We start from the raw sequence: 22,752 nt of genomic DNA on the forward strand, positions 1-22,752 counted from the left end.
AGATCGGAGATGACGGCAGCCGCAATGGGCCGCTCTACCGATCAGTTCGCGCTCCCCGGCTTGTGGAGCGGCCTCCTACAGGCTACCGAACGGTCGGCGGGTAACGCTGCGGCTACGCTACAATGCACAAGCGCCGTTACTCAAGCGACAAGCGAGATGTCTCGAGAGTATTGCGCGTTCGTTCGGCATCAAATGGAAATTACGATGACGTGCATAAAGAAGTTCTGGGCCTGTCGAACTCCCACAGAGATCGCGGTCCTGCAGAGTGAATTCTTGCGTGAAACTGTTCAGGGTCTGGTGGAGAGCAACCGCCGGGTGGTCGGCATCATGTCGAAGGTCGATGAGACCGCAAAGCGCATGGCCAAAAACACTCACTGGCCTGCTGCCTAGCGGGGTTCGGGCGCGACAGCGCTTGCTTGGCACGCGACTTACTGAATCTCGTGCTGAGGGCGGCGGGGCCGATAACAGCGGCGCAGGTTGCCCGATCCGCTCCGCGGCTGAGGGCTATACGTGCTGCGCCAGTTCGTGAGCTAACGATCTCGCAATTAAGCTACGGACCGCGATCGAGCAGACGTTGCAGGTCGACAACGTGCGGACCGCCAATCTCGGCGGGGAGGTCTCGACGTCGGAGTTTGCGAGCGCTGCAATCAAGCGCCGCATAACCAAGCGGACGAGGCGATCGACAATAGGGAGTAGATAGATGGTGAAGGGTTCTGATCTTTTGGTCGCTGCCTTGGAGCATGAAGGCGTTGACCGCATCTTTGGCGTGCCGGGCGACGAAAATCTCGACTTCGTCGAGTCGCTCCGCACTTCAAAGATCCAGTTGGTCGTGACCCGTCATGAACAGGCGGCGGCGTTCATGGCGGCGACGCACGGGCGGCTGACGGGGCGGCCAGGCGTGTGTTTCTCGACGTTGGGTCCTGGCACGCTGAACTTCTCGACCGGCGCGGCCCATGCACATCTCGGCGCGATGCCGATGGTGATGATCACCGGGCAGAAGGCGATCATGAGCAGCCGGCAGGCCCGCTTCCAGATCGTCGACCTGGTCGGGTCGTTGAAGCCGCTGACCAAGCTGGCGCGTCAGATCGTCAGCGCGCCAAGCATCCCGACGCTGTTGCGCGATGCCTTCCGCATCGCGATGGAGGAGCGGCCGGGCTCGGTCCTGCTCGAGTTGCCCGAGGACATCGCCCGTGCCGAGGTCGAGGCGGTGCCGATCCATCCGATCGAAATCCCGGTCGCGCACCCCGCGGCCCTCGATCGCGCGGCCGAGATCATCCTGGCGGCGAAACGGCCCCTGATCATGGCCGGGGCCGCGGCCAGCCGCCCGCGTTCGACCTACTGTCAAGCGCCAGCGTTAGCGGTGGCCTCCAGCTACTCTGGAGCCCTGCATGCTGGTCGTTGAAGGTCTGACGTGCCGCTTCGGCGCAAAAGCCGCGGTGGACGACGCTTCGTTTCAAATCTCCCCCGGCGGCTTCGTCGGTGTGATCGGGCGCTCCGGCGCCGGCAAGTCGACCTTGCTGCGGACCATCAACCGCCTGGTGACACCGACGCAGGGCCGCATCCAATTCGACGGCATCGACGTAACGGCGCCGCGCGGCAAGGAGCTGCGGCAGTGGCGGGCGCGATCGGCAATGATCTTCCAGCAGTTCAACCTGGTCGGCCGGCCCGACGTCCTCACCAATGTCCTGATGGGGCGCCTCGCAACGATGCCGGCATGGCGCTCGTTGACGCAGACCTGGCCCGAGCACGACAAGGCGCTGGCGATGTCGGCGCTCGAGCAGTTCGATATCGCCTCGCTCGCCGCCCAGCGTGCCGACCAGCTCTCCGGCGGCCAGCAGCAGCGTGTCGCGATCGCCCGCGCGCTGGTGCAGCAGCCCGACATCATCCTCGCCGACGAGCCGATCGCCTCGCTCGACCCGCGCAACACCAAGATCGTGATGGATGCGCTGCTGCGCATCAACAAGCATTTCGGCATCACCGTACTCTGCAACCTGCATTCGCTCGATCTGGCGCGCAGCTATTGCGACCGTCTGATCGGCATGGCGCAGGGTCGCGTGGTGTTCGACGGCGCGCCGGCCGAGTTGACCGACCACTTCGCGCGCGAGCTCTACGATCTCGAAGCCACCGACGTCATGGGCGGAATGCCTGTGCCGGTGCCCGAGGGCGTGCCGGCGCTCGGAACGGCTGCGGCCGCCTGAGCCGCGGCATACCTGTAGTTGCCCAATTTTTTGCGTCAACCGACCCCAACCGATGAAGAGGGTACCATGATCACTCGCAGACTCATCCTCGCCGGCGCCGCCGCGCTCGCGTTCACGACTTCGGCCTCCGCCGTTGCGCCGATTTGCGATGCGCTCACGCTTTACGGCAGCGCTGCCAACTCCGGACTCTGCAAGGGACTCGGCATGGGTAACCATTGGGTCTGCGAGTTGACGCAGAAAAATCCCGACATTCATCTCACCTTCAACGAAACGACCGAGCTGCACATCACGGTCAGACAACCGAACTGCGAGGCGAAATCAGACCTGACGGGGGCCTGGAATGCCGAGGGTCACACTCTGAACGGGCAACCCTCGATGACCTGTAACGTGAATGTGCAGAATTATGTTGATCGCCTGAATGCGCAACCTGGCATGGAGGGTGCGGGACGCCGCGCCTGCATCGCTGCGTTCAGTACGGCCGCTAGCAACGGCAGAATCTCATTTGAAGCTCAGTCGTTCTTTATCAATCCGTGTAAGAAGGACTGTGCGGAGGACGCCAGTAAGTCGTGAACTCGTTGACATTTGAGTGCTCTCTCCGAGTGCCGGCGCCTACATGAATGGCGCCCGCACAATCGGTAGTGCACATTAGAGCAGACGACCGGCGCGCGCAAATGCGGCGATAACTTAAGGTGTAAGTTCTGAAGCGGGAAAATGCAGGACAATCTTTAATACGATCTCAGGTCCTTTTTCGGTAACTACAACAATTGCGCTCGTCGCAAGCGGTACTGCCAACCCGTCGGAACTTTCCAGCCTTGCACGCTGCGGAGGCGATGGCCTGTTCCGGAGGTTGTCGTAACGGGCACAATCGGCGATCGGCGCATGACGAAGCGTCGGTGCGGCCGGCGTCATGATGTTGACCGGTGGGGCGGGTTCACGTTGACGGGCCAGGATATTGAGCACGACATCGGCGGAATGGACGCCGTGACTGAGCGCTTCGGCACAGGCCGCTTCCACCGCAGGCAGACCGTCAGTCAGCACCGCGTTGAGGATGTCGACCATCTGCCGGTTGCCGTCATCGGTGCTGGCAAGCCTGCGCCGGATCCGCTCGATCGCGGCCGGCAGCACCCAGTCCTTGAACGGAGCGCCGTTGCGCAAGGCGCCGGGTTTGCGGGCGAGCACCGGCACATAGTGCCAGGGGTCGTAGACAGTATCGCCGCGACTAAAGGCGCGGGTGCTCGGCAACGATACGTCCATCCTGACGGATCACGATGCGATCGGCATAGGCTTGAACTTCGACGGGGCGTCCGACTGCGCTGGCTGCGACCGAGTACTTGTTGTTGTCGAAGCGCACCAGGCAGGTCTTCGAGACCGACGCCGTCACCGCATGGAAGCCGTCGAAACGGCCGGCATAAGGACCGAGTTTGGGGCGTTCGGCATCGAACACGTCCCAGATCGTCTGATCGACCAGCTCCGGATGGCGATGAGCCTTGGCGTAGCCGATGCATTTGTCGAGCAGCCAGGCGTTCAACTCGTCGAGGTTTTTGAACCGCAGCCGCGGCGTGAAGAAGCGTTGCCTGACCAGCCCGACCTGGTTCTCGACCTGCTCCTTCTCCCAGCCTGACGCCGGCGTGCAGGCGACCGGATCGACCAGATAGTGGCTGCACATCTGCAGAAAGCGACGATTGTAGAGACGCCCTTTACCGACGACGATCGTCTCTACGGCGGTCTTCATGTTGTCGTAGATGCCACGGGTGCAGGTGCCTTTGAACAGGGCGAACGCCCGGTCGTGGGACACCGAGTAGTAGCCGGTCGAGCCGTCGGCGTTGATGTCGTTGGCGAAGGCGTCGGTCTTGACGCCGGTCAGGCGGGCGCGGGCGAACGAGGCCGAGCCGTAGCTGGCGATATGGATGTTGCCGGCGCGCTGTCCTTCGATGACGGCGGCGTAGTCGTTGGCGATGCGCAGCGTGACCTTCACGCCCAATTCCTTGGAGAGATAGCTCATGAACGGCGCCCAGCGCTCGGTCACGCCCGAGGCGTTTTCCGCCGGAATGACCGCGAAGGTCAGCTCGGGATATTTGGCTTTCCAATCGTCGGATCGCGCGTTGTATCTTCCGAAGGAATGGACCGACGATCCAGATCGTCTGGAAGACGCATACGTGCCTGCCGATGTCGGCTTTGCGACCAAACCAAAGCTTGCGACGAGAATGATCGCACGTGCGATAGCCGCGTCTGTACCATTCAAGTGGGTTGCCGGTGATACGGGTCTACGGTGTTGGCGACATCGAACAGCAACTACGTCGGGCAGGCAAAGCAAAGGCTACGTGCTTGGGGTCAGCAGCGCTCATGTGTTTCGATCCTGGGGCAAGCGACCGCCGGTCGCCGGTACGGCCGCGGACCTCGCCCGGACGCAGCGCCCGTCCGACTGGAAGCGCTTGTCGGCGGGAGCCGGAACCCAAGGACCGCGGCTGCATGACTGGTGTTATCTCGAATTGGCCGACCTCGAGGCCGAGCAGTTCAACAGCGCAAATGATGGTTTATGGACGCGCGGTCTACTGATCCGTCGTCGCATCGCCGATGATGACCTCGCCTTCTTCACCACCTGGTGCCCAGCGGGAACATCAATTGAAACGTTGGTCGCGGTCGAAGGCCATCGATGGGCGATCGAGGACAGCTTTGAAACCGCGAAAAACGAGTTCGGGCTGGATCACAACGAGAGCAGATCCTGGCATGGCTGGCACCGTCATGTGTCCTTGGTGATGCTGGCCTTCGCCATGATGGCCGCGATCCGACAGCGCGCTAATCCGCCACCGCCCAAAAAAACGAAACCTCGCCACCCGGCAAAAGCCAAAGCATAACCACGCCGCCGCTGATCCGTTGGTCAATCCAGGAAATCCGCCGCATTGCCATCAGACTTGCTCGAAAGCGTATTCAACCCGCACGCATCATCGCATGGTCTTTCTGGCGCAGAGCTCATCAGGCTGCCGCTCAACGCGCTCATGTCAAATCAAAAAGACAACTGTAATGCTAGGAAGGATCGCCGGTTCAAGTTGTCCTTCAAAGCTCCCGAACGTCTTTGGCGGATTGTGCTTTGCATACGCGTCACATTTCGGCGACAAGATCAACTTTCAACGACCAGCCGCCATGCTCTTTGCCCAAGGGCATAGATGAACCCGCGTACCCGCCGTCACAATAGCGCTGCCGAGCGGCGCTCTTGTGATCGCAATTCTGTCAGCTTTCCAACATGAGTTGATAAAACTGACATTCGAGCAGGCGGTACCTAACTGCTTGAAGCGAACCACAAAATACGTTTGTGGCAGGTATGGCACGCCAGTTGCTCTTGGCTTTTCAGAAACGACTCTGGGGATGCTTGCTGGAAGGATTCGGCTTGCGAAGAGAATTGGAAGAATGAGTACTTCAGCGCAACACCAGGTATCCTGTGGCGGCGGCGAGATCAGCGAGACCATGCAAGTCATGACTAAGCACAACAGCTGCAGTACGGTCGATGGCAGCGGCAAGGGCAGGTGCGGATCTCAGGCCGGCATCGGCAATGTGCGGAAGGAGGTCTGGGAAAAGGTGAAGAACCATCCCTGCTACAGCGAGGAGGCGCACCACCATTATGCCCGGATCCATGTCGCGGTCGCACCGGCCTGCAATATCCAGTGCAATTACTGCAATCGTAAATACGATTGCGCCAACGAATCGCGCCCCGGCGTTGTCAGCGAGAAGTTGACGCCGGAGCAGGCCGCCAAGAAGGTGCTGGCGGTCGCTTCCGCCATCCCTCAGATGAGCGTGGTCGGCGTTGCTGGCCCTGGCGACCCCTTGGCGAATTCGGACAAGACATTCAAGACGTTCGAGCTCGTCAATAAATTCGCGCCAGACATCAAGCTGTGCCTCTCGACGAACGGTCTGGCGCTAGCTGATCATGTCGACACGATTGCAAGACTTAAGGTTGAGCACGTGACGATCACGATCAACATGATCGATCCCGATATTGGCGCAAAGATCTATCCCTGGATCTTTTACCGCCACAAGCGCTACACCGGCATTGAAGCTGCAAGCATCCTCAGCAATCGGCAGCTCCAGGGCCTGGAGATGCTCACCGCGCGCGGCATCCTGTGCAAAGTCAACTCGGTGATGATTCCCGGGATTAACGATCAGCATCTGGTTGAGGTTAACAAAGCCGTGAAGTCCCGCGGCGCCTTCCTGCATAACGTGATGCCGCTGATTTCGTCACCCGAGCACGGCACCGTGTTCGGTCGCAGCGGGCAACGCGCCCCGACGGCACAGGAAGTGACAGCATTGCAGGATAGCTGCGAAAGCGAGATGAACATGATGCGTCACTGTCGCCAGTGCCGCGCCGACGCCGTCGGACTGCTCGGGGAGGACCGCGGCGGCGAATTCACCATTGAACAGATCATGGCCATGGACTTCAAATATGATGAACAGGCCCGAAAGGAGTATCAGGTTAAAGTCGAGAAGGCGCGCATTGCAAAGCTTGCGGCCAAGCAGGAGCAGCTTGCGGAGCTCGCCAGCGCGTCCAGCGAAATCAAGGTGCTGGTGGCGGTTGCAACCAAGGGCTCGGGATTGATCAACCAGCACTTCGGTCATGCCAAGGAGTTCCAGATCTACGAGCTCTCGACTTCAGGCGCAAAATTCGTTGGCCATCGTCCTATTCATCCCTATTGCCAGGGCGGCCATGGCGAGGACAGCAAGCTCGAAGTCGCCATCGGCGCCATCAACGATTGCCATGCCGTGTTCGTGTCAAAGATCGGCGGCTGCCCGAAGGCCGAATTGATCAAGGCCGGAATCGAGCCGGTCGATCAGTATGCCGGCGAGTTCATCGATGGCTCGGCGATCGCCTGGTTCAAACTCTATCTCGATAAAGTCAATGAGGGGAAGATCAAGCACGTTGAGCGGGTCGATGCGGCGGCCCGCCACAATACGCTGATTTCCGCCGCCTGAGGATTGGGTCAGACAATGCCGTTCAAGATCATCGCCTCGCAATGCACGGGCTGTTCGGCGTGCGAAACGCAATGCCCGAATCTCGCTATTTCCGAACGAGCCGGCGTTTTCCTGATCGATCCTGAGAAATGCACCGAGTGCGCCGCCTACTTTGATGAGCCGCAATGCGTGGCGGTTTGCCCGGTTGACAACACATGCGTGCTCGACACGGCGCTGCCGCGTCACCAGGAGCCTGCTTGAGGGCCACGATGGATGTCACTACGACACTAACGGTTCAGACACTCGGGCGGATGATGCCCGCCTTGACGAGGCGCCGGCCGCGGCTTTCGCCTTCTCAGACCGGGTGGACGGCTCGCCCTGGTCGCCAACCTTTTCGCCAGTTGCCAAACCAAATTCTGGCGACGCGCACGTCGGTGGGAGCGCGTCGAGCTATTCTTGTCGGCCCAAAGGCCGCTGTCTTGAGCATCGAGGATCGATTTCGCCTATGGGCCCACGAAGAGCGCAGGACCCGTCTTCCGCGATATCAATCCAGTCACCTGCGGCCATCATTGATCAGTCGACATTCATGCCCGAGGCCTTCTTCAGTCGGTCGTCCGAGAGAAAACGAGGGCCTCCTCACCGAGTCCTGTCTTGGTCGCACGGTGTCGAGCCGGCCGAGCATCATCCCAGGGCGGCAGGGTTTCACCTCGATGAAGGTGCAGAAAGTACACCTGCGCCATGCCAAGGCGTTCGCACCCGATCACGTGATGCGGAATCGAATTTCCTGCCACCGGTGCGGTCGGCGCCACCAAGCCGGAGTTCGGCTGTTATGAGAGCACCTCGTGTGGGTCTTCCTGTTCTCGCTCAACGCATATTGCCGACTTGCAGATGCGTCTCGGGCAACTCGGGATGGACGGCAGCTGTCGGGAGACTGCTGGGGCTTTGTCCCGCGGACAAGGCTGGCACCAAGGTGTTGTTGGGCACGCTCGAGCGTATGGGCGGGACCGTGAGTGATGACGTCCACAATGCCCTGGGTTGCCGGGGTAATCAGGTCGACTCTGTCGGCTGTGCGCATCCCGCGCTGGAGCACGCGGCTCGCCGCCGGCTCAAGCACGCCTCCCTCGATGACAGACGCGCGTGCCGCGTCGGTGGCTTCTTCAACATCAACCATGGGCTCACGATAGTTATCTGGAGCATCAGGAGTTTAGGTTGCGGGCGTTGATGTTGCTGCACCGGGATCCCGACAGGCTCATGCGATCCGTGATCGCAAGCGCCGCCGTGCGGGAATGGCGGGGGTTGATCGAGCATCATGATAGGGCGGTCCGTAAGGCCGGGCGCGGTACAGTTGAACTATGGAACAGGGACGGCAGCATGAGCAACATCGCCCGTGATAGTGACATCGTCGAGCTGACGGACGCCCCATTCTTTGATTATGGTGACAACGTGCGGGCCAACCGCACTATCCGCAACGACGGCACCTATGTGGGCAAGGAGATCGGTGAGGTTCTGGTCAAGAAAGGCGAGCTTGGCTATGTCATCTCGATCGGCACATTCCTGCAACAATTTTATATCTATGGAGTCGAATTCCTCAACTCCGGCAATCGCGTCGGCATGAAATGCAAGGAACTCGATCTAGTCACGCGAAACCGCGAAGGCGAGGAGCCGTTCTTGCCAGGAGCGGCACCCCGATGATCGACCCAAGATTGCCAAAATACCGGTCAGGCCAACGTGTCAAGGCCGCAATCGATCTGCTCAACGACGGTTCCTTTCCCGACGCGTCGGCGGAAGAGTGTCTGGTCAGCGTTGGGTACATTGGTGAGATCGTCCAGATCGGTCGCCATACGGAAGCGAACCTACCCATTTATATGGTCGACTTCGGCAAGCAGTTGGTGGTTGGCTGCCTCGAGGCAGAAATCTCTGCAGTCTAGGATATCGCGCAATGAGCGCCGCAATCATCAGGCGACATCATTCCGGATTGCCTGCGCATCCCAACGAGGTCGACCGGTGGGCGGATCGTGCGCGCGCTGAAGAAGCGCGAGCACTACCGATATGTCTCGCCAAAGGTGACAGCGGTTGCTGGCGGCTATCTGGTCGAGAGCCCGTGCTGCTCAGGCAATATCAATGCGGAGGGCGGCCTCGTCGACGTCGCGCTGCTGCACCACGATAGGACTGGGGCGGCATGCCAGCTGCTCCGATCACCGCACGGGCGTTTGGGAGTGGCATTCAACCCATCAACGGCTTGGCCTGGCGACAGCGGTTCTGAACGCCGACCCTGAACGTTTATTCTGGCAATAGATGTGGAGATGTTCTGGCAATGGATGTGGAGATGGTGCTCGAAGGCGCCTTGACGGAGATCGAGTAGACGCTCGCCGCTATTGATACAGCCTCTGAGCCCTGCCTGACGCTCCGGCAGAAAGTTCCACATCTTGCCTGGATCTGTTGCGAGGCGTCCGACATGACGCAGAATCCGTTCCGCCGGGTTGGAAGTTCGACCTGCATCTGCTCGACGGTGGAGGTCACTGTTACAGCTCACGAATGAGCCGCAGCGCGCCGGCATTGTGCTGGCCAAGCGCTCTGGCAAGTCGATCAAGCAATCGCCTGCCGGTGCCAAGCTCACACAGGACGGCTAGGCCCGCGGCTTGCTTGCCATGCCGTAGTGCCCGGCCCGGGAAATATCACGAGCAGGTCGCTCACTCGTTCATCGGGTCCATGAGACGGGGGACCGGCGATGGTCTCGCAGAACTGTTCGTGAGGACGGAATCGCCTGGGAACGTCAACGTGGCTTATTAAACCAAGGATACTGCGATAGCCTAAATTGGATCAGCGAGCTGTGCCCGATCTGCTGACGAGGAGTAACGCTCAGGCTTCGCAAGATTTGCCTTTGTGAGTACTCGTCATTAAGTCCGCCGCCGTGCACTCGCTGTGAAGGCCGGTTGATGATGCGCGCGCAAGTGAGGCAGTGCGACTGTCCCGGCCCATCCGCTCTACTCCATCAATAGTATTGGGGCTTGGAAATATCATACTACGAAACTGGTGAGTGAAGTCGGCGCGTTCAAGCAAGAAGGGATTGTTTTTGGAAGACGCATCGAGTGTCCCTTCTCTATGGCTTGCTTCCATGTTGAAGGCGCTGACGTGCACGTCGAGAATCAGGTTTGTCACGCGGATATAGATCCAGAGGACAGCGGACAAATTCGCGTGTAGTCCCGGTTCTTATCTACAAGAGAAAAATCCGCTTGAATAGTTGTCGATGACCATTGATATGGTAGTGGAAAGCAGTTGCGTCTTCGCCAAAACAAGGCGCTACAGGCAAATGTGCAAAGCGGAATCGGAGAACACGTGCCAAAAAGCACCAAGCGCAAAGAGTATAGTAAGGATGACGTCAAGCTGCTCAAAGCGCACTCAAAGGCCCGCACCCCTGTAGCTAGGGTTTCAACGCTTATGAAGCGATCCGAGGGCTCTCTAAGACAGAAAGCACGTACCTTGGGGATTGGCTTGGGTCACCAGCGCTGAGATACGCGTCAAGGTTCGGAAATTGACCGGCGTGATGATCGAGACGGCCAGGCGGCTTACGACCGCCGGGCCATCCGATCGTTTCAGGTTCTGCGCCCGAGGGTCAGCTCGCGCGATGAACGAGCTGACCGATTTCCTGATAGACCGGCTCACTTGGCCTAAAACTCGTCGAGTGTCATGGTTTTAATCAGAGACTGATAAGCCCGGCTCGTTCGTCACATAGTGCGGCTTACATCGCTGAATATAGATCTGCCGAGCCCAAATACGGGCTGCGACGTGCCGGCGAGGCGCAGAAAGAAGGGAATAGCCGCGGTCCGGCCTACGGCGACAATATAAAGGAACCGGCAGGAGATGTGCGTCGAGTAGGCGCAGAAGCGTACAAGTATTTTGTATGTTCATGCGGAGACGCGCCGGCATCCTCTTGTATGCGGGATTTGTTATGAGGTGAGCAAGAGCGGTGGTGAACCTTGTTCATCGTCATCATCGAGACTGTCGATTTCGCCGCAGCGACTGCCGCGCGCGGACAGCGCGGCGGCCGCGGCAGACGGCATGGCGGCAATGAGAATTGAATTGCGTGCCGTACTCGCTCGCAGCAGGCCGCATTTGCGGTAAGATCGTCTGTATCCAAAAACGATTGAGTCTGACGTCCTTCGAATTCGGGAGCTGCTCCTTGCTGCACTTTCGATATGTTGCCTGAGGCACTTTTAAGCGTGTCGCCGCCGATTTCGCGGTTGCAAGGGCAGAGCTAATCAGTCTGTATCGTATCCAGAACGCGTAACGTGTCCGTCGGGCTGCGGCCGACATGAGGCTTGTCGCATAGACATGCTGGATCGTGTTCTCAGGATCGACGATGAACGTGTAGCGATGCGCGATGCCATCACGCGATCGCACTCCAAGGCCATCGACCAGTGCGCCCTTGGTGTCGGCAAACTGCCAGATCGATAGACGGTGCAGATCCTTGTGCTCACGCCGCCAGGCGAGCTTGCAAAGCTCGCTATCGGTCGAGCCACCAAGCACGATTGCATCGCATCGGCGAAATGCTTGGATAGGCGAGCACACTCACCGATTTCGGTTGGGCAGACGAATGTGAAATCCTTCGGGAAAAAGTAGATGACTTTCCATTCTCCGGGAAACTCCTGTCAGTCAGCGTCTCGAAGGCACTCTGCCCGTTCTCCTCTGGCAGGTGAAAGCCGGGCTTCACGCCTGTGATGTCGAACGGCGGCAACTTACTTCCAGTTCCAGGCATATTGTCCTCACAACATCGCGTCACACGGAAACAGCGTTCCGCGATTGGCAAAGCAAGCGATATGCCACCCATCTGACGGCAAGTACCCATCATGCCGGTCGTGGAACATTCGCCTTTGATGATGGCGGTGTGCTCGAACCCCATCTGCACGAATCCACGCGCCAGGCTTTGTCGGGTTTCTGTCAGAGCCCTTGCCTCTGTCGGGTCCGCCACAGCTTCCGGTCTCGGACGCTGCGCTATTAGTCAAGCCTAGTCAGATGCTTAACGCGCGTGCGAACGAATGGCACGCCAGTTGCTAACTGGATGCAGCAACAAGGAGTGAGGGCTGAGGGCACGCCGACGCCGATGGCGAGCGATGGCCTCCTTCCCGAAACCCGTGTGCCCACGTTTCTGAGAGAGAAACAGCCTCGCGCGTTCGGCGCGCAAAATTGGCAATCGGTTGATGGAGAGCAACATGTCTTCGCTGAGACAAATCGCGTTTTATGGCAAGGGTGGCATCGGTAAATCGACAACGTCGCAAAATACGCTGGCGGCTCTTGCTGAGCTGGGCCAAAGGATTCTCATCGTCGGCTGTGATCCCAAGGCGGACTCGACCCGCCTCATCCTGCACGCCAAAGCGCAGGACACCATTCTGAGCTTGGCGGCGGATGCCGGCAGCGTTGAGGACCTCGAAATCGAGGACGTCATCAAGCTCGGCTACAAGGACATTCGATGCGTCGAGTCCGGCGGTCCAGAGCCGGGGGTCGGGTGCGCCGGAAGAGGCGTGATCACATCGATCAACTTTCTGGAGGAGAATGGCGCCTATGAGGACATCGACTATGTCTCTTACGACGTGCTGGGCGACGTCGTCTGCGGCGGCTTCGCGATGCCTATCCGCGAGAATAAGGCACAGGAAATCTACATCGTGATGTCCGGCGAGATGATGGCGATGTATGCCGCCAACAACATCTCGAAGGGTATTCTGAAGTATGCGAATTCCGGCGGCGTGCGCCTCGGCGGCCTGATCTGCAACGAGCGCCAGACCGACAAGGAGCTGGAGCTGGCAGATGCTCTTGCCAAGAAGCTCGGCAGCCGGCTGATCTACTTCGTGCCGCGCGACAACGTGGTGCAGCACGCGGAGCTGCGCCGCATGACTGTGCTGGAATACGCGCCAGAGTCCAAGCAGGCGGATCACTATCGCAATCTCGCGAGCAAGATCCACAATAATGCGGGACAAGGCGCCATCCCGACGCCAATCAGCATGGACGAGCTCGAGGATATGCTCATGGAGCACGGCATCATCAAGCCTGTCGACGAGAGCCTGGTCGGCAAGACCGCCGCCGAGCTCGCCGCTGCTTCGGCATAGTTCATGTTGTCGGCCTTCTCGACCGGGGAAGGCCGACATCGTCCACTCAGAAGCCGGGAGACCTTCATGATTGGCACACAAAGCGAATTGGCCAATACGATGTCATCTCCTGTATCAGCAGCTCACGTCCCCGAGCAGCGCGATGCAAGTGAGCTCTACGGGCTTCTGACCGGGCGCCATCCAACAGAAGTCGACATCAGCGACGATGAGGATTTCGATCGCCATGTGCTCGCTTGCGTTCTCGCCGCATCCGCTATGGATGGCGGCCAACTTCCCGAACGGGCTGGCTTGACTAACCAGGAGCTCGATGCGCTCTTGGTGCAGTACTTTCCATCCATGCCGGTCAGGAGTTGTACCTGGCGCGAACAGTCCGCGTTACCGGCTCCTGACGAGACGATTATGGTGCGAGACCTCCTGCTTGCGCAACGTTCCACTGATGGCGAGGTCGGTGGCTGGCTCGCGACGATGATCGCGCGGCGCGCCATGGAGCCTAATCACCTGTGGGAAGATCTCGGTCTGCGGGAGCGGGACGAATTGTCCCGCCTCCTCATGCGCCATTTCGGGCCGCTGGCGGCTCGCAACACCAAGAACATGCGCTGGAAGCGCTTCTTCTATCGCACGCTATGCGAAGATGACGGTCTGGTGATGTGTACCGCGCCGGTCTGCACGGAATGCAATGATTTTGATCTTTGCTTCGGCGAGGAGAACGGGGAGAGCCGGATGGCCGGAGCGCCGGCGGGATCATCTGCGTCGTCTCGATGACTCCGTCCATGCCACCCAAGTTCGCATGGCTGAGCTCACAATGGATGCCCGCTCCTCGGCGCGAGTCCCGGTGTATCGGACAACTTTGGGCCAACTGTCACATGACCAGAGTGAGGGTTTGAAAAGACACCGGTAAACAACTTCGCGCAGGCGGCCTAAGCAGGACGCGGCGGCGCCGATATCGGGCTTGATAACTGGCGGATGCGACCGTCACATTTACGCCAAGATGTTCTATGTTGACGCGCGATCGAGGCCAAAATCCGCCCTCTCCATCGCGCCCCGCTGAACTTTTTACGAACGCCGACTTGTGGTTGGACGACCCGATGGCTCATGAATCTTCTTCGATAAGCGCCGGAATGCACGCGCCTTCCCCGAACTGCTGCAGCTTGAGGTCAGGCCCGAACCGTTGCCCGACTAACATGCTTCTAAGCTCGGCGCTTGCCTTCAGCTCGGTCGCAAGCGCACCGAACCTGGCGCTCCGCGGTTTCCACCCTGTCGGATTTGCGACACACCCGACTAATCTGAAATTCGGCGTCATTCACAGGTTCTCGGGAATTCGAGCGGGTTGGCACAGCAATTGCTGAACAGCTTACGGAATAAACATACGGAGCCGCTGATGGCGTTCGCTGCCGCAATCACCGGGCCCGACAAAGATCGGTCGAGGTCCATAGTCCTTAATGACACCCCGCTGCGCGACGGCGAACAGACACCCGGCGTGGCCTTCACGACACCGGACAAGGTCTCGATCGCGCGTGCGCTGGCTGCGGCCGGAGTCACGGAGATCGAGGCCGGCACGCCGGCGATGGGTCAGGAAGAGATTGCCGCGATCCGAGCGGTCGCCGAAGCGGACCTTGGGGCCAGGATCATCGGCTGGTGCCGGATAAAACCCGCGGACGTCGACGCGGAGATACGACCGCTCGTCCGCGGCGCAGGTCAATGGCTACCTGCTCGGCGTCGACGGTCATCCGGCGAACCGGGACTATGGCGGACATTCGCAAGTGAACCGCGTCACGGCCCAGAACCTCGCCGGCAACGCCACGCGAAGCCCGAACAACGCCGGCGGCGCCAACATGAACACACCGCTATGGAGCGAGGACATACCCCAAGCCCTGCGGATCACCAACGTCGCCACATACCCGGAGCGCGTGCGCTGCTATCCGCGGCAGTAACTGTGATGCGGGGACATGGGGCGGCTCTCGTTGCGCTAGGCTTTCTCTTCAAGCGAACTGACCTTGCCTGATGCCACGCGACGCCTGGGCGCGGACGCGTTCGTCCGCGTGGCATGCGTTCGGATTTTGTACATGCCGATAATGATCGGTGCATTGAGGGAATTGAGGGAACGGCCCAATGACGAGACAGATTCACACCGAGCAGGAGAGAACATCGGTCAGCTCCTGCGCGAGAGCCCTGGCCATCGCAGCGCTGGCCGCAATCGCGGTCCTGTGCACCGCCGGCGGGGCGCGTGCGCAGAAGTGCGATGAGATCCGCAACATGTCCTGGAGCGAGGCGCTCACGCATCTCTATGCGGTGCATGCGATCAACAAGGGAGGACTGACGGTCGATCAGATCTTCACGCCGCGCGGGACGATCGGCTCGCACATGGACTTTGCACCGATCGAGGTAAGCATCACCGGAAAGTATCCCAACGTGGAGCCCGACTTCCGCGACCGGCCGACGCTGCACATCACCTGGAACCATCTGGTCCAGTCCCCCGGCCCGGCCGGCACGTGGGAGGCCGCGGAGATCGTGATCCTGGAGCCGCTCAAGGACTTCGACAGCGAACTGTGGGCCGCCACGCCCTACGACACCATCACGCTCGGCGCCCATCACCTGGGGGCAAAGACCATCATTCTCGCCAAGGGTAACGCCCTGGCCGGCGAAATCCGCAAACGCATCACCGACAATGACGGCGTCAAGGTGGAGACCTTCACTGGCACCGGCGGGCGCGCGACGCGCGATGCCGTCGACGGGAGACTCGCCACCATCGCCGGGCTCTGGCGGCTGCACGACGCGCAACCGTCGCCGAACAACCTCGACGCGACCGATCTATCGAAGCAGCAGAAGACCCGTGCAAGCATGCCGGTATGGGTGACGTCGAGTAGCTGCACGGCCGGCGTGCAGATCCTCGGGGACAAGGCGGCGCAAAGTAACCTTGCCGCGCACGGCAATCCGGATCCTCGGTTCATGACCGAGCTCAGGAACCGGAACCTCTATTTCGGGCTGCACATGGGGACAGCGGTCGAGGCGCTGCACGGCGCCCAGTCGCCGGGCGGCGAAGCGAACGGCCTGCGCGCGCGGCTGGGCCTTTGCGCCCAGACCTATCCCGGCAACGTCGACCTTCCCGGCGAGTGGGTGCTCGATCCGGACAACATGAAATAAGTCGAAAATCCAGTGACCCACGAAATCGAGGTTGAGTACGCCATGAAACAGGAGACGATCCGTTGCTCGAGTTGGGTCGGCGCCAGTGCGTCGGCACCGGCCGCGACGCGCCTGACGTGCCGCGCACTCTGGACCAAGGACGAGATCGTGAACCGCACGCCATCGGATTACGCTTGGCAGCTCGCGACCCATATCCTAACCTATGCGATGTACGTCGATGCGCGGGTCGCCAACGCGTCTGAGGACGGGCTCACTCCCATGCGTATGGGAAAGCGTCTGTGGTGGAACATCTACGGTCCGCTGATCGCGAACGCGCGCAAGAAGCCAAACGAGATCGTCTCCAGCAATCCGGAAGCGCTCGCGCGGAAGGCCTGCGCTTCGACGGCGACGTCAACGGACTGGAACGCGTATATCAGCGCGCTCAAGCTGCTGCTGCCCAAGTCGTGACACGAAGTGCCGGCCGTATCGGTGTAACAGCGACCGTTGATTCAATATCTTGATTCTGATCGAATTCCGTGGCGCGCGCTCACATCGCGCTTCACGTTGGCGCAACCAATCAACGGTGCCCGCGCCCTCCGAACGCGTTTTCTCCAACTCAGAGGACATGCTCATGCTACCTGTGATGAGATTTGCTTTGATCTCCCGGTGCACACGTCGCGCACATACCGCCTCCAACTACTTGAAAAACCTGATCTCTCGATCCAATCCATCATTGGACGACAAACCGCAGCGCTATTCCTGCTGGCAATCTGCTGAAGCGGAGCTACGCCTCACTCATACCGCGAACGTTTGAGTTTGGCGCGATGCTGCCGTTTGCATCATCGTGGCCGGTATTTCGATGGTAACCCTATCGATTCCCTCGTCCGACGTGCAGATTGCGCGAAACTCGGTGGCGGCCGTTTGGCCGCGCTGGAGCGGATGAAGCGCGTCGTGGCCCACGCTCGCGACAAGGGACTGGATGTAGCGCTGGGTGGCGAAGACTCCTCGCGTGCCGATCTCAACTTCCTGATCGAGCTGATCGCAAGCGCCACGGCGGCCAGCGCGCGGCGCTTTCGTCTCTCAGATACGCTGAGCCTGCTCAATCCTGACGCATCCTTAACGCTCATGGCCGCACTGCGCGCCAGCACCGATCTCGACTTCGAATTCCACGGCCAAGACGATCTTGCCCCGGCGACGGCTGATACGCTGGCGGCGACCAAGGCCGGTGCGACGCACGCCCCTCTGACGGTCATTGGATTGCGAGAGCGAGCCGGCAATGCGCCGCTGGAGGAAGTTGTCGCACTCAGCCAGATCTACGGCCGTGATACCGGCGTGCTGCTCTCCGAACTGGAAAACGTCGCGGCCGCCGGTGCAGCCGCAGCGTGCCCACCATTCCGCTCAACAAGCGCTTGTCGGCGGGCATGTCTTGACCTCGATGGGCTCTTAAAAGACCGGCCCGCCTACCAAGCGTTGGACCCGGGGTTGCTCGGCCGCTCCCACCGCATTGTGATCGGCGAGCATTGCAGCTTTCGGTCACTGCCGACCAAACCGGGACCATTCTCGCGCGCGTCCGTAAGCATGCCGTCGAGCACAAAGGCCCGGTTTCCCAGGAAACGGTGGTGGCGATCTGGCGCGACATTCGCGAGAGCTCGCTCTTCAACCGAGGGCGACCAGGTGGTCAGCCATGCGCTTCGCGCGATCAGGTTGGAACATTCCAGCCAGGACGGTTTCTGTTCGCGGATCTAGATGGAGGTTGAGAATGACGATGGACGGGATCCTTTCGCAATTGAACAAGGCCTCCGCGGCAGAGGAGTTTTTTGCAGTGCTCGGCGTCGAGTACGATGCGAAAATCATCGACGTGGCGCGGCTTCATATTCTGCGTCGCATGGGTGAATATCTCGCCGGCGAGGAGTTTACCGGTGCATCCGATCCTGACATCGCTTCGCGTTGCAAGGCCACGCTTGAGCGCGCCTATGCCGATTTCGTCACGTCCTCCCCGATCGAACAGCGCGTGTTCAAAGTCTTGAAAAATGCGGCCGCACCACAATCGAACAAGCAGCCAGCATTGGTGCAGCTCAGTTCCTTGGAGTGAATTGAGTTTGTATCTCGTGCTCTGGAGCGTGAAGGTTCAGAGAACCTGCCACCCTCCCAGGGCGTCGAATTCAAATGAAAGTTGCAGTTACGGCCTCGCGGATCCGCAGCTTGGACACTCGGCTCCTGAAGGTAATCACGGCTCAGCCCTGATATTTCCATCGATTCAAGCTGGTACTCATGGTGCACCTAGCTCCTGCAATGGTACGCCGGCAGACGGGGAGCGCATATTTGACGAGGAAAGCGCAGCAAGATTCGGATGAATGTCGTCTGTCGCATTCCGGACACGGGTGCAGCACGGCTATCGAATGGTTCCGATCCTCGTGAGAGGCTGCCAATCCGATTTCCTTCAGTAAGAGTCTGTATTGGCGGTCAATCTTTATCGTCTGCGCAACTGGTACGACAATTGCTGAGATATGCTCAGCTAGTGTGGAGAAGCGAATGCACATCTTGGTCCGGATAGAGTTTATTTTGGACGCCGCGCAGTTTCGCGCGCGCTGCCTGTCGGCATCATGATGCGTCGCGACGCCAAAGTGACGCTTGCATATTCCGGGCTGGCTGAGTTGAAAGCTGCGCTTGATCCGCGCCAAAGATTCGTCGACGAAATCACTCCCATTGGCCGATCAATGGCCGAGGTTTCGCGGGGGGAGCCCTTGCTCTCCAGCGCCGGTCTCACGGCGCCGTTGACAGGCGGCTTCACCCAACCCTCGTGCCCTCGCAAGGGTTGCGGACGTGTCGCTGCAATCGGAGATATTGCGAGGGCATTCGGAGCAATGGATCGCGTTTTCACCGGCAAGCTCGCAGCCGACAATGGCACCAGCCGAGCCCCTGGCAGGTCCTCGATCTGTTCCAACTTGGTTGCGAAGATGAGGGGGACCAATCGATCGGATCGAGTGACCGCGCGGTTGCGTGCCTCACTAGTACCATTGCCAAATGGTGGCCCCAGAATGCCGAACTCGGCAAGAACCCGAAGCGCGTGCTTCTGGGCTCGTCGACAAAGGTGCAGCAATGGGTGCCTCGGCCCCGCGCTGCTGCCAGGCGGTGCTGAAAAATGGCGGCGGGCACGCGGCCGAACTCTTAACTGAAGCAATCTTCACGCGCGAATTTAAACAGGCGGAGCACCCTTCGCTGGCGAGCCGCTACTGAACACGGATGGGAGTACAGATGATGAGCACCGCGCCCAAAAGCGCCGCTCCGACCGCCGGTGGTGGTCGCGCGGCGACCAAGAGGGAGCTGCCCGAACGATTCAAGGCGCATAGGCACGTCTGGGTCTTCATCGAGCAGGAACGCGGGATAGTGCACCCCGTCTCCTGGGAGCTGATGGGTGCCGGCCGCCGGCTCGCGGACAAGCTCAACGTTGACCTCGCCGCGGTTGTCATCGGCCCGGTGGGTGAGACAACGCAGCAGGCGATCGCCGAATCCTTCTGCTACGGCGCCGACGTCGCCTATATCGTCGCGGATGATCTCTTGGCCGATTATCGCAATGAATCCTACACCAAGGCCCTGTCAGAGCTGGTCAGTACGTACAAGCCGGAAATCCTACTCCTAGGGGCAACTACACTGGGCCGCGATCTCGCCGGCTCAGTGGCCACCACACTGCTCACCGGCCTAACTGCCGACTGCACCGAGCTCGATGTCGATGCCGACGGCTCGCTTGCAGCGACCCGGCCGACGTTTGGCGGCTCACTATTGTGCACGATCTACACACTGAACTATCGTCCACAGATGGCAACCGTCCGTCCGCGCGTGATGCCGATGCCGAAGCGCGTGACCGGCGCCGTCTGGCGCGTCATCTCGCATCCGCTCGGGCTTGTAGAAGAAGATATCGTCACAAAAGTGCTGTCGTTCCTCCCGGACCGCGATTCTACAAAGTCCAACCTTGCCTATGCCGACGTGGTCGTCGCTGGAGGGCTCGGTCTGGGATCGCCTGAGAACTTCCAACTGGTACAGCAGCTCGCGGACGTGCTTGGCGCCGAATATGGCTGCTCGCGGCCGCTGGTCCAGAAGGGCTGGGTCACCTCGGACCGACAAATCGGCCAGACCGGGAAAACCATTCGGCCAAAGCTCTATATCGGGGCAGGTATTTCCGGCGCGATCCAGCATCGCGTTGGCGTGGAGGGGGGCGACCTCATCGTTGCGATCAACACGGACAAGAACGCTCCGATCTTCGACTTCGCCCATATCGGCATCGTCGCCGACGCTATTCGACTGTTGCCCGCATTGACCTCTGCATTCCGCGCGCAGCTGTCGCCGCACTCGCACGACCGCATCGCTGGCTAGGGGAGCTTGTTTATGATCGAGGAAAGATTCGACGCGATCGTCGTCGGTGCTGGCATGGGCGGGAATGCGGCAGCGCTTACCATGGCCGAGCGGGGCCTAAAAGTGCTGCAGCTGGAGCGCGGCGAGTATTCGGGGTCCAAGAACGTGCAAGGCGCCATCCTCTACGCCGAGATGCTGGAGAAGCTAATCCCGAATTTCCGAGAAGATGCGCCGCTTGAGCGGCATCTCGTCGAGCAACGCTTCTGGATTGTGGACGAGCGTTCGCACACGGGGATTCACTATCGCTCCGATGATTTCAACGAGGAGAAGCCGAACCGCTACACCATCATCCGCGCGCAGTTCGATAAATGGTTCTCGCAGAAGGTCCGCGAGGCCGGCGCTACGGTGCTGTGCGAGACCACAGTGACCGAGCTCCTCCAGGATTCCCATGGGAGGGTCGTCGGGGTGCGCACTGACCGAGATGGGGGTGAAATCCATGCAGATGTCGTCGTGCTGGCGGAGGGGGTAAACGGAGTGCTCGGGACGGGTGCGGGCTTAAGAGGGCGGCCGAAACCGGACAAGCTCGCGCTCGCGGTCAAGGAGATGCATTTCCTGTCGCGTGAGACAATCGATGCTCGCTTCAATCTCAAGGGCGACGAGGGGCTCGTCATCGAAGCCGCCGGAACCATTTCCCGCGGCATGACCGGTATGGGCTTCATCTATTCCAACAAGGAATGCATCTCGCTCGGCATCGGCTGTCTTGTTGCCGACTTCCAGCGTACCGGCGAGACGCCTTACGGCCTGCTCGAGAGCTTCAAGCGTCACCCGTCCGTCGCGCCGTTGATCGAGGGTTCGGAAGTAAAGGAATATTCCGCGCATTTGATCCCCGAAGGTGGATACAAGGCCATCCCGCAGCTTTGTGGTGAGGGCTGGGTCGTTGTCGGAGACGCCGCCCAGCTCAACAACGCCATCCATCGGGAGGGGTCCAATCTGGCGATGACGTCGGGCCGTATCGCCGCGGAAGCGATCTGCCTTGTCAAATCGCGAAATGATCCGATGACGGCCAAAAATCTCTCGCTTTACAAACAATTACTGAATGATTCCTTCGTGATTAAGGACCTGAAGAAGTACAAGGATATGCCGGCACTGATGCATACCCACTCGCAGAACTTCTTTCTCACATATCCGCAGCTCTTCTCCAAGGCGATGCAGGATTACGTGCGCGTGGACGGCACACCAAAGCTTGAGAAAGAGAAGCTCATACTGAGCTCGTTCATCAAGGCGCGATCGTGGAGTGGACTGTTCGGCGATGCCCTGCGCATTGCCCGGGCCTGGCGGTGATCACAAACTGAAGACTACGACCAACGACGGAGCCAGAACGAATGTCGAGCGAGCCCTCCCGACGTGTCGAGGACAAACTATTCTACAACCGCTATCTCGTGGATTCCGGCCGCGCCCATATCAAGGTGCGGCCGCACAGCACACCATCTTCGCGGCTCTTATCGATGCTGAAGGCATGCCCTGCACGGTGCTACGAGCTCAGCGATAAAGGTCATGTTGAGGTGACGGTCGACGGGTGTATGGAGTGCGGCACGTGCAGGGTGATCTGCGAAGAAGGAGGTGATATCGAGTGGAGCTACCCACGCGGCGGTTACGGTGTGCTATTCAAATTTGGTTGAAGGCTCGCGCAGGGCATTGGCAGGTTGCGGCGTTCTCGCGGAACAACGGGATCACGCGTGAAATTGAGATCTCACCTGAGTCAATCGCGCTCCAACTTTTTTTCCATCTGCCGGGCGGGCCCTTGCCAGCTCCCGCTATAATATGCCCGGAGATAGCCAAAGCGAGCGGATCCGAAACAGGGCGCGATGCATTGGCGAGATCAGGTCGTCCATCTCGGAGCTTTCGATCGATCCTGGTTCTCGTCCCCATATCTGGCCGGTTTCGTCCTTCTTGGAGTTCGCGGCGATCCGCCTGCCGCCAATGCCTCGCGACGGTGCCTATCACCTACAAACGGAGCTGGAAGCAGGACTTCGCTTCGCGAT

At 60.0% G+C, this 22,752-nt stretch carries 19 protein-coding genes and 6 pseudogenes; 22 read left to right on the plus strand and 3 right to left on the minus strand.

The window, feature by feature from the left end; genetic code table 11:
- Nucleotides 1–24 precede the first annotated feature (24 nt).
- The 4 genes and pseudogenes from ACVWYI_RS38625 to ACVWYI_RS38640 all read left to right on the plus strand — a co-directional run bounded on the left by ACVWYI_RS38625 (nt 25) and on the right by ACVWYI_RS38640 (nt 2,768).
- The gene (locus ACVWYI_RS38625) at nt 25–390 is read left to right on the plus strand and encodes a phasin family protein (protein WP_456664837.1); all 366 of its coding nucleotides are present in this window, start codon (nt 25–27) and stop codon (nt 388–390) included.
- Nucleotides 391–700: 310 nt separating this feature from the next.
- Nucleotides 701–1,336, plus strand: a pseudogene (locus ACVWYI_RS38630) (thiamine pyrophosphate-binding protein); the annotation flags it as partial.
- Between the two features lie 52 nt (nt 1,337–1,388).
- Nucleotides 1,389–2,198, plus strand: coding sequence for a phosphonate ABC transporter ATP-binding protein (phnC, locus tag ACVWYI_RS38635; protein ID WP_456664797.1), 810 nt, complete (start codon nt 1,389–1,391; stop codon nt 2,196–2,198).
- A gap of 66 nt (nt 2,199–2,264) precedes the next feature.
- On the plus strand, nt 2,265–2,768 hold the full coding sequence (locus ACVWYI_RS38640) for a hypothetical protein (RefSeq protein WP_456664798.1): 504 nt from the start codon (nt 2,265–2,267) through the stop codon (nt 2,766–2,768).
- A 270-nt stretch (nt 2,769–3,038) separates the two neighbouring features.
- Here ACVWYI_RS38640 and ACVWYI_RS38645 read toward each other — a convergent pair.
- Both ACVWYI_RS38645 and ACVWYI_RS38650 read right to left on the minus strand, forming a co-directional pair.
- Nucleotides 3,039–3,990 (minus strand): annotated as a pseudogene (locus ACVWYI_RS38645) (Mu transposase domain-containing protein); the annotation flags it as partial.
- Nucleotides 3,991–4,050: 60 nt separating this feature from the next.
- Nucleotides 4,051–4,200: pseudogene (locus tag ACVWYI_RS38650) on the minus strand (PhnD/SsuA/transferrin family substrate-binding protein); the annotation flags it as partial.
- Here ACVWYI_RS38650 and ACVWYI_RS38655 point away from each other — a divergent pair.
- From ACVWYI_RS38655 to ACVWYI_RS38680, 6 genes are all read left to right on the plus strand, one after another.
- Nucleotides 4,199–5,053, plus strand: a complete 855-nt coding sequence (locus tag ACVWYI_RS38655; protein WP_456664799.1) for an IS701 family transposase — start codon at nt 4,199–4,201, stop codon at nt 5,051–5,053. The pseudogene ACVWYI_RS38650 and the gene ACVWYI_RS38655 overlap by 2 nt on opposite strands.
- A 550-nt stretch (nt 5,054–5,603) precedes the next feature.
- Nucleotides 5,604–7,160, plus strand: a complete 1,557-nt coding sequence (gene nifB / locus ACVWYI_RS38660) for a nitrogenase cofactor biosynthesis protein NifB (RefSeq protein WP_456664838.1) — start codon at nt 5,604–5,606, stop codon at nt 7,158–7,160.
- A 15-nt stretch (nt 7,161–7,175) separates the two neighbouring features.
- Nucleotides 7,176–7,400, plus strand: a complete 225-nt coding sequence (locus ACVWYI_RS38665; protein ID WP_247457905.1) for a 4Fe-4S binding protein — start codon at nt 7,176–7,178, stop codon at nt 7,398–7,400.
- Nucleotides 7,401–8,133: 733 nt separating this feature from the next.
- Nucleotides 8,134–8,361 (plus strand): 4Fe4S-binding leucine-rich repeat protein, encoded by a 228-nt coding sequence (locus tag ACVWYI_RS38670; protein WP_456664839.1) that lies wholly within the window; start codon nt 8,134–8,136, stop codon nt 8,359–8,361.
- Nucleotides 8,362–8,510: 149 nt separating this feature from the next.
- Nucleotides 8,511–8,831 carry a nitrogen fixation protein NifZ gene (locus tag ACVWYI_RS38675; RefSeq protein ID WP_247457904.1) on the plus strand — a complete coding sequence of 107 codons (321 nt, stop codon included), beginning with the start codon at nt 8,511–8,513 and terminating at the stop codon, nt 8,829–8,831.
- Nucleotides 8,828–9,067, plus strand: coding sequence for a nitrogen fixation protein NifZ (locus tag ACVWYI_RS38680; RefSeq protein WP_456664800.1), 240 nt, complete (start codon nt 8,828–8,830; stop codon nt 9,065–9,067). Before ACVWYI_RS38675 ends, ACVWYI_RS38680 begins: the two co-directional genes overlap by 4 nt.
- A 2,327-nt stretch (nt 9,068–11,394) precedes the next feature.
- On the opposite strand, the pseudogene ACVWYI_RS38685 reads toward ACVWYI_RS38680, so the two are convergent.
- Nucleotides 11,395–11,895: pseudogene (locus tag ACVWYI_RS38685) on the minus strand (redoxin domain-containing protein).
- 454 nt (nt 11,896–12,349) lie between these two features.
- On the opposite strand from ACVWYI_RS38685, the gene nifH reads away from it, so the two are divergent.
- From nifH to ACVWYI_RS38745, 12 genes and pseudogenes are all read left to right on the plus strand, one after another.
- Nucleotides 12,350–13,240 (plus strand): nitrogenase iron protein, encoded by an 891-nt coding sequence (nifH, locus tag ACVWYI_RS38690; RefSeq protein ID WP_456664801.1) that lies wholly within the window; start codon nt 12,350–12,352, stop codon nt 13,238–13,240.
- Nucleotides 13,241–13,339: 99 nt separating this feature from the next.
- Nucleotides 13,340–14,002 carry a nitrogen fixation protein NifQ gene (locus tag ACVWYI_RS38695; RefSeq protein ID WP_456664840.1) on the plus strand — a complete coding sequence of 221 codons (663 nt, stop codon included), beginning with the start codon at nt 13,340–13,342 and terminating at the stop codon, nt 14,000–14,002.
- 616 nt (nt 14,003–14,618) lie between these two features.
- Nucleotides 14,619–14,916, plus strand: a pseudogene (locus ACVWYI_RS38700) (homocitrate synthase); the annotation flags it as partial.
- 84 nt (nt 14,917–15,000) lie between these two features.
- Nucleotides 15,001–15,171 carry a hypothetical protein gene (locus ACVWYI_RS38705; protein WP_456664842.1) on the plus strand — a complete coding sequence of 57 codons (171 nt, stop codon included), beginning with the start codon at nt 15,001–15,003 and terminating at the stop codon, nt 15,169–15,171.
- Between the two features lie 178 nt (nt 15,172–15,349).
- A complete protein-coding gene (locus tag ACVWYI_RS38710; protein WP_456664747.1) occupies nt 15,350–16,381 on the plus strand; it encodes a hypothetical protein in 1,032 nt (343 codons plus the stop codon).
- 42 nt (nt 16,382–16,423) lie between these two features.
- Entirely contained in the window at nt 16,424–16,828 is a 405-nt protein-coding gene (locus ACVWYI_RS38715; RefSeq protein WP_456664746.1) for a hypothetical protein, read from the plus strand.
- A gap of 373 nt (nt 16,829–17,201) precedes the next feature.
- Nucleotides 17,202–18,117: pseudogene (locus ACVWYI_RS38720) on the plus strand (hypothetical protein); the annotation flags it as partial.
- A gap of 2 nt (nt 18,118–18,119) precedes the next feature.
- Entirely contained in the window at nt 18,120–18,452 is a 333-nt protein-coding gene (nifW, locus tag ACVWYI_RS38725) for a nitrogenase stabilizing/protective protein NifW (RefSeq protein ID WP_354116743.1), read from the plus strand.
- A gap of 1,007 nt (nt 18,453–19,459) precedes the next feature.
- A complete protein-coding gene (locus ACVWYI_RS38730; RefSeq protein ID WP_456664802.1) occupies nt 19,460–19,597 on the plus strand; it encodes a hypothetical protein in 138 nt (45 codons plus the stop codon).
- An 18-nt stretch (nt 19,598–19,615) separates the two neighbouring features.
- Nucleotides 19,616–20,731, plus strand: a complete 1,116-nt coding sequence (locus ACVWYI_RS38735) for an electron transfer flavoprotein subunit alpha/FixB family protein (protein ID WP_456664803.1) — start codon at nt 19,616–19,618, stop codon at nt 20,729–20,731.
- A 12-nt stretch (nt 20,732–20,743) separates the two neighbouring features.
- Nucleotides 20,744–22,051 (plus strand): FAD-binding protein, encoded by a 1,308-nt coding sequence (locus ACVWYI_RS38740; protein ID WP_456664804.1) that lies wholly within the window; start codon nt 20,744–20,746, stop codon nt 22,049–22,051.
- A gap of 41 nt (nt 22,052–22,092) precedes the next feature.
- Complete coding sequence (locus ACVWYI_RS38745) at nt 22,093–22,389, plus strand: ferredoxin family protein (RefSeq protein ID WP_247457897.1); 297 nt, start codon at nt 22,093–22,095, stop codon at nt 22,387–22,389.
- Nucleotides 22,390–22,752: the final 363 nt, after the last annotated feature.

Source organism: Bradyrhizobium sp. LB13.1 (assembly GCF_054056815.1).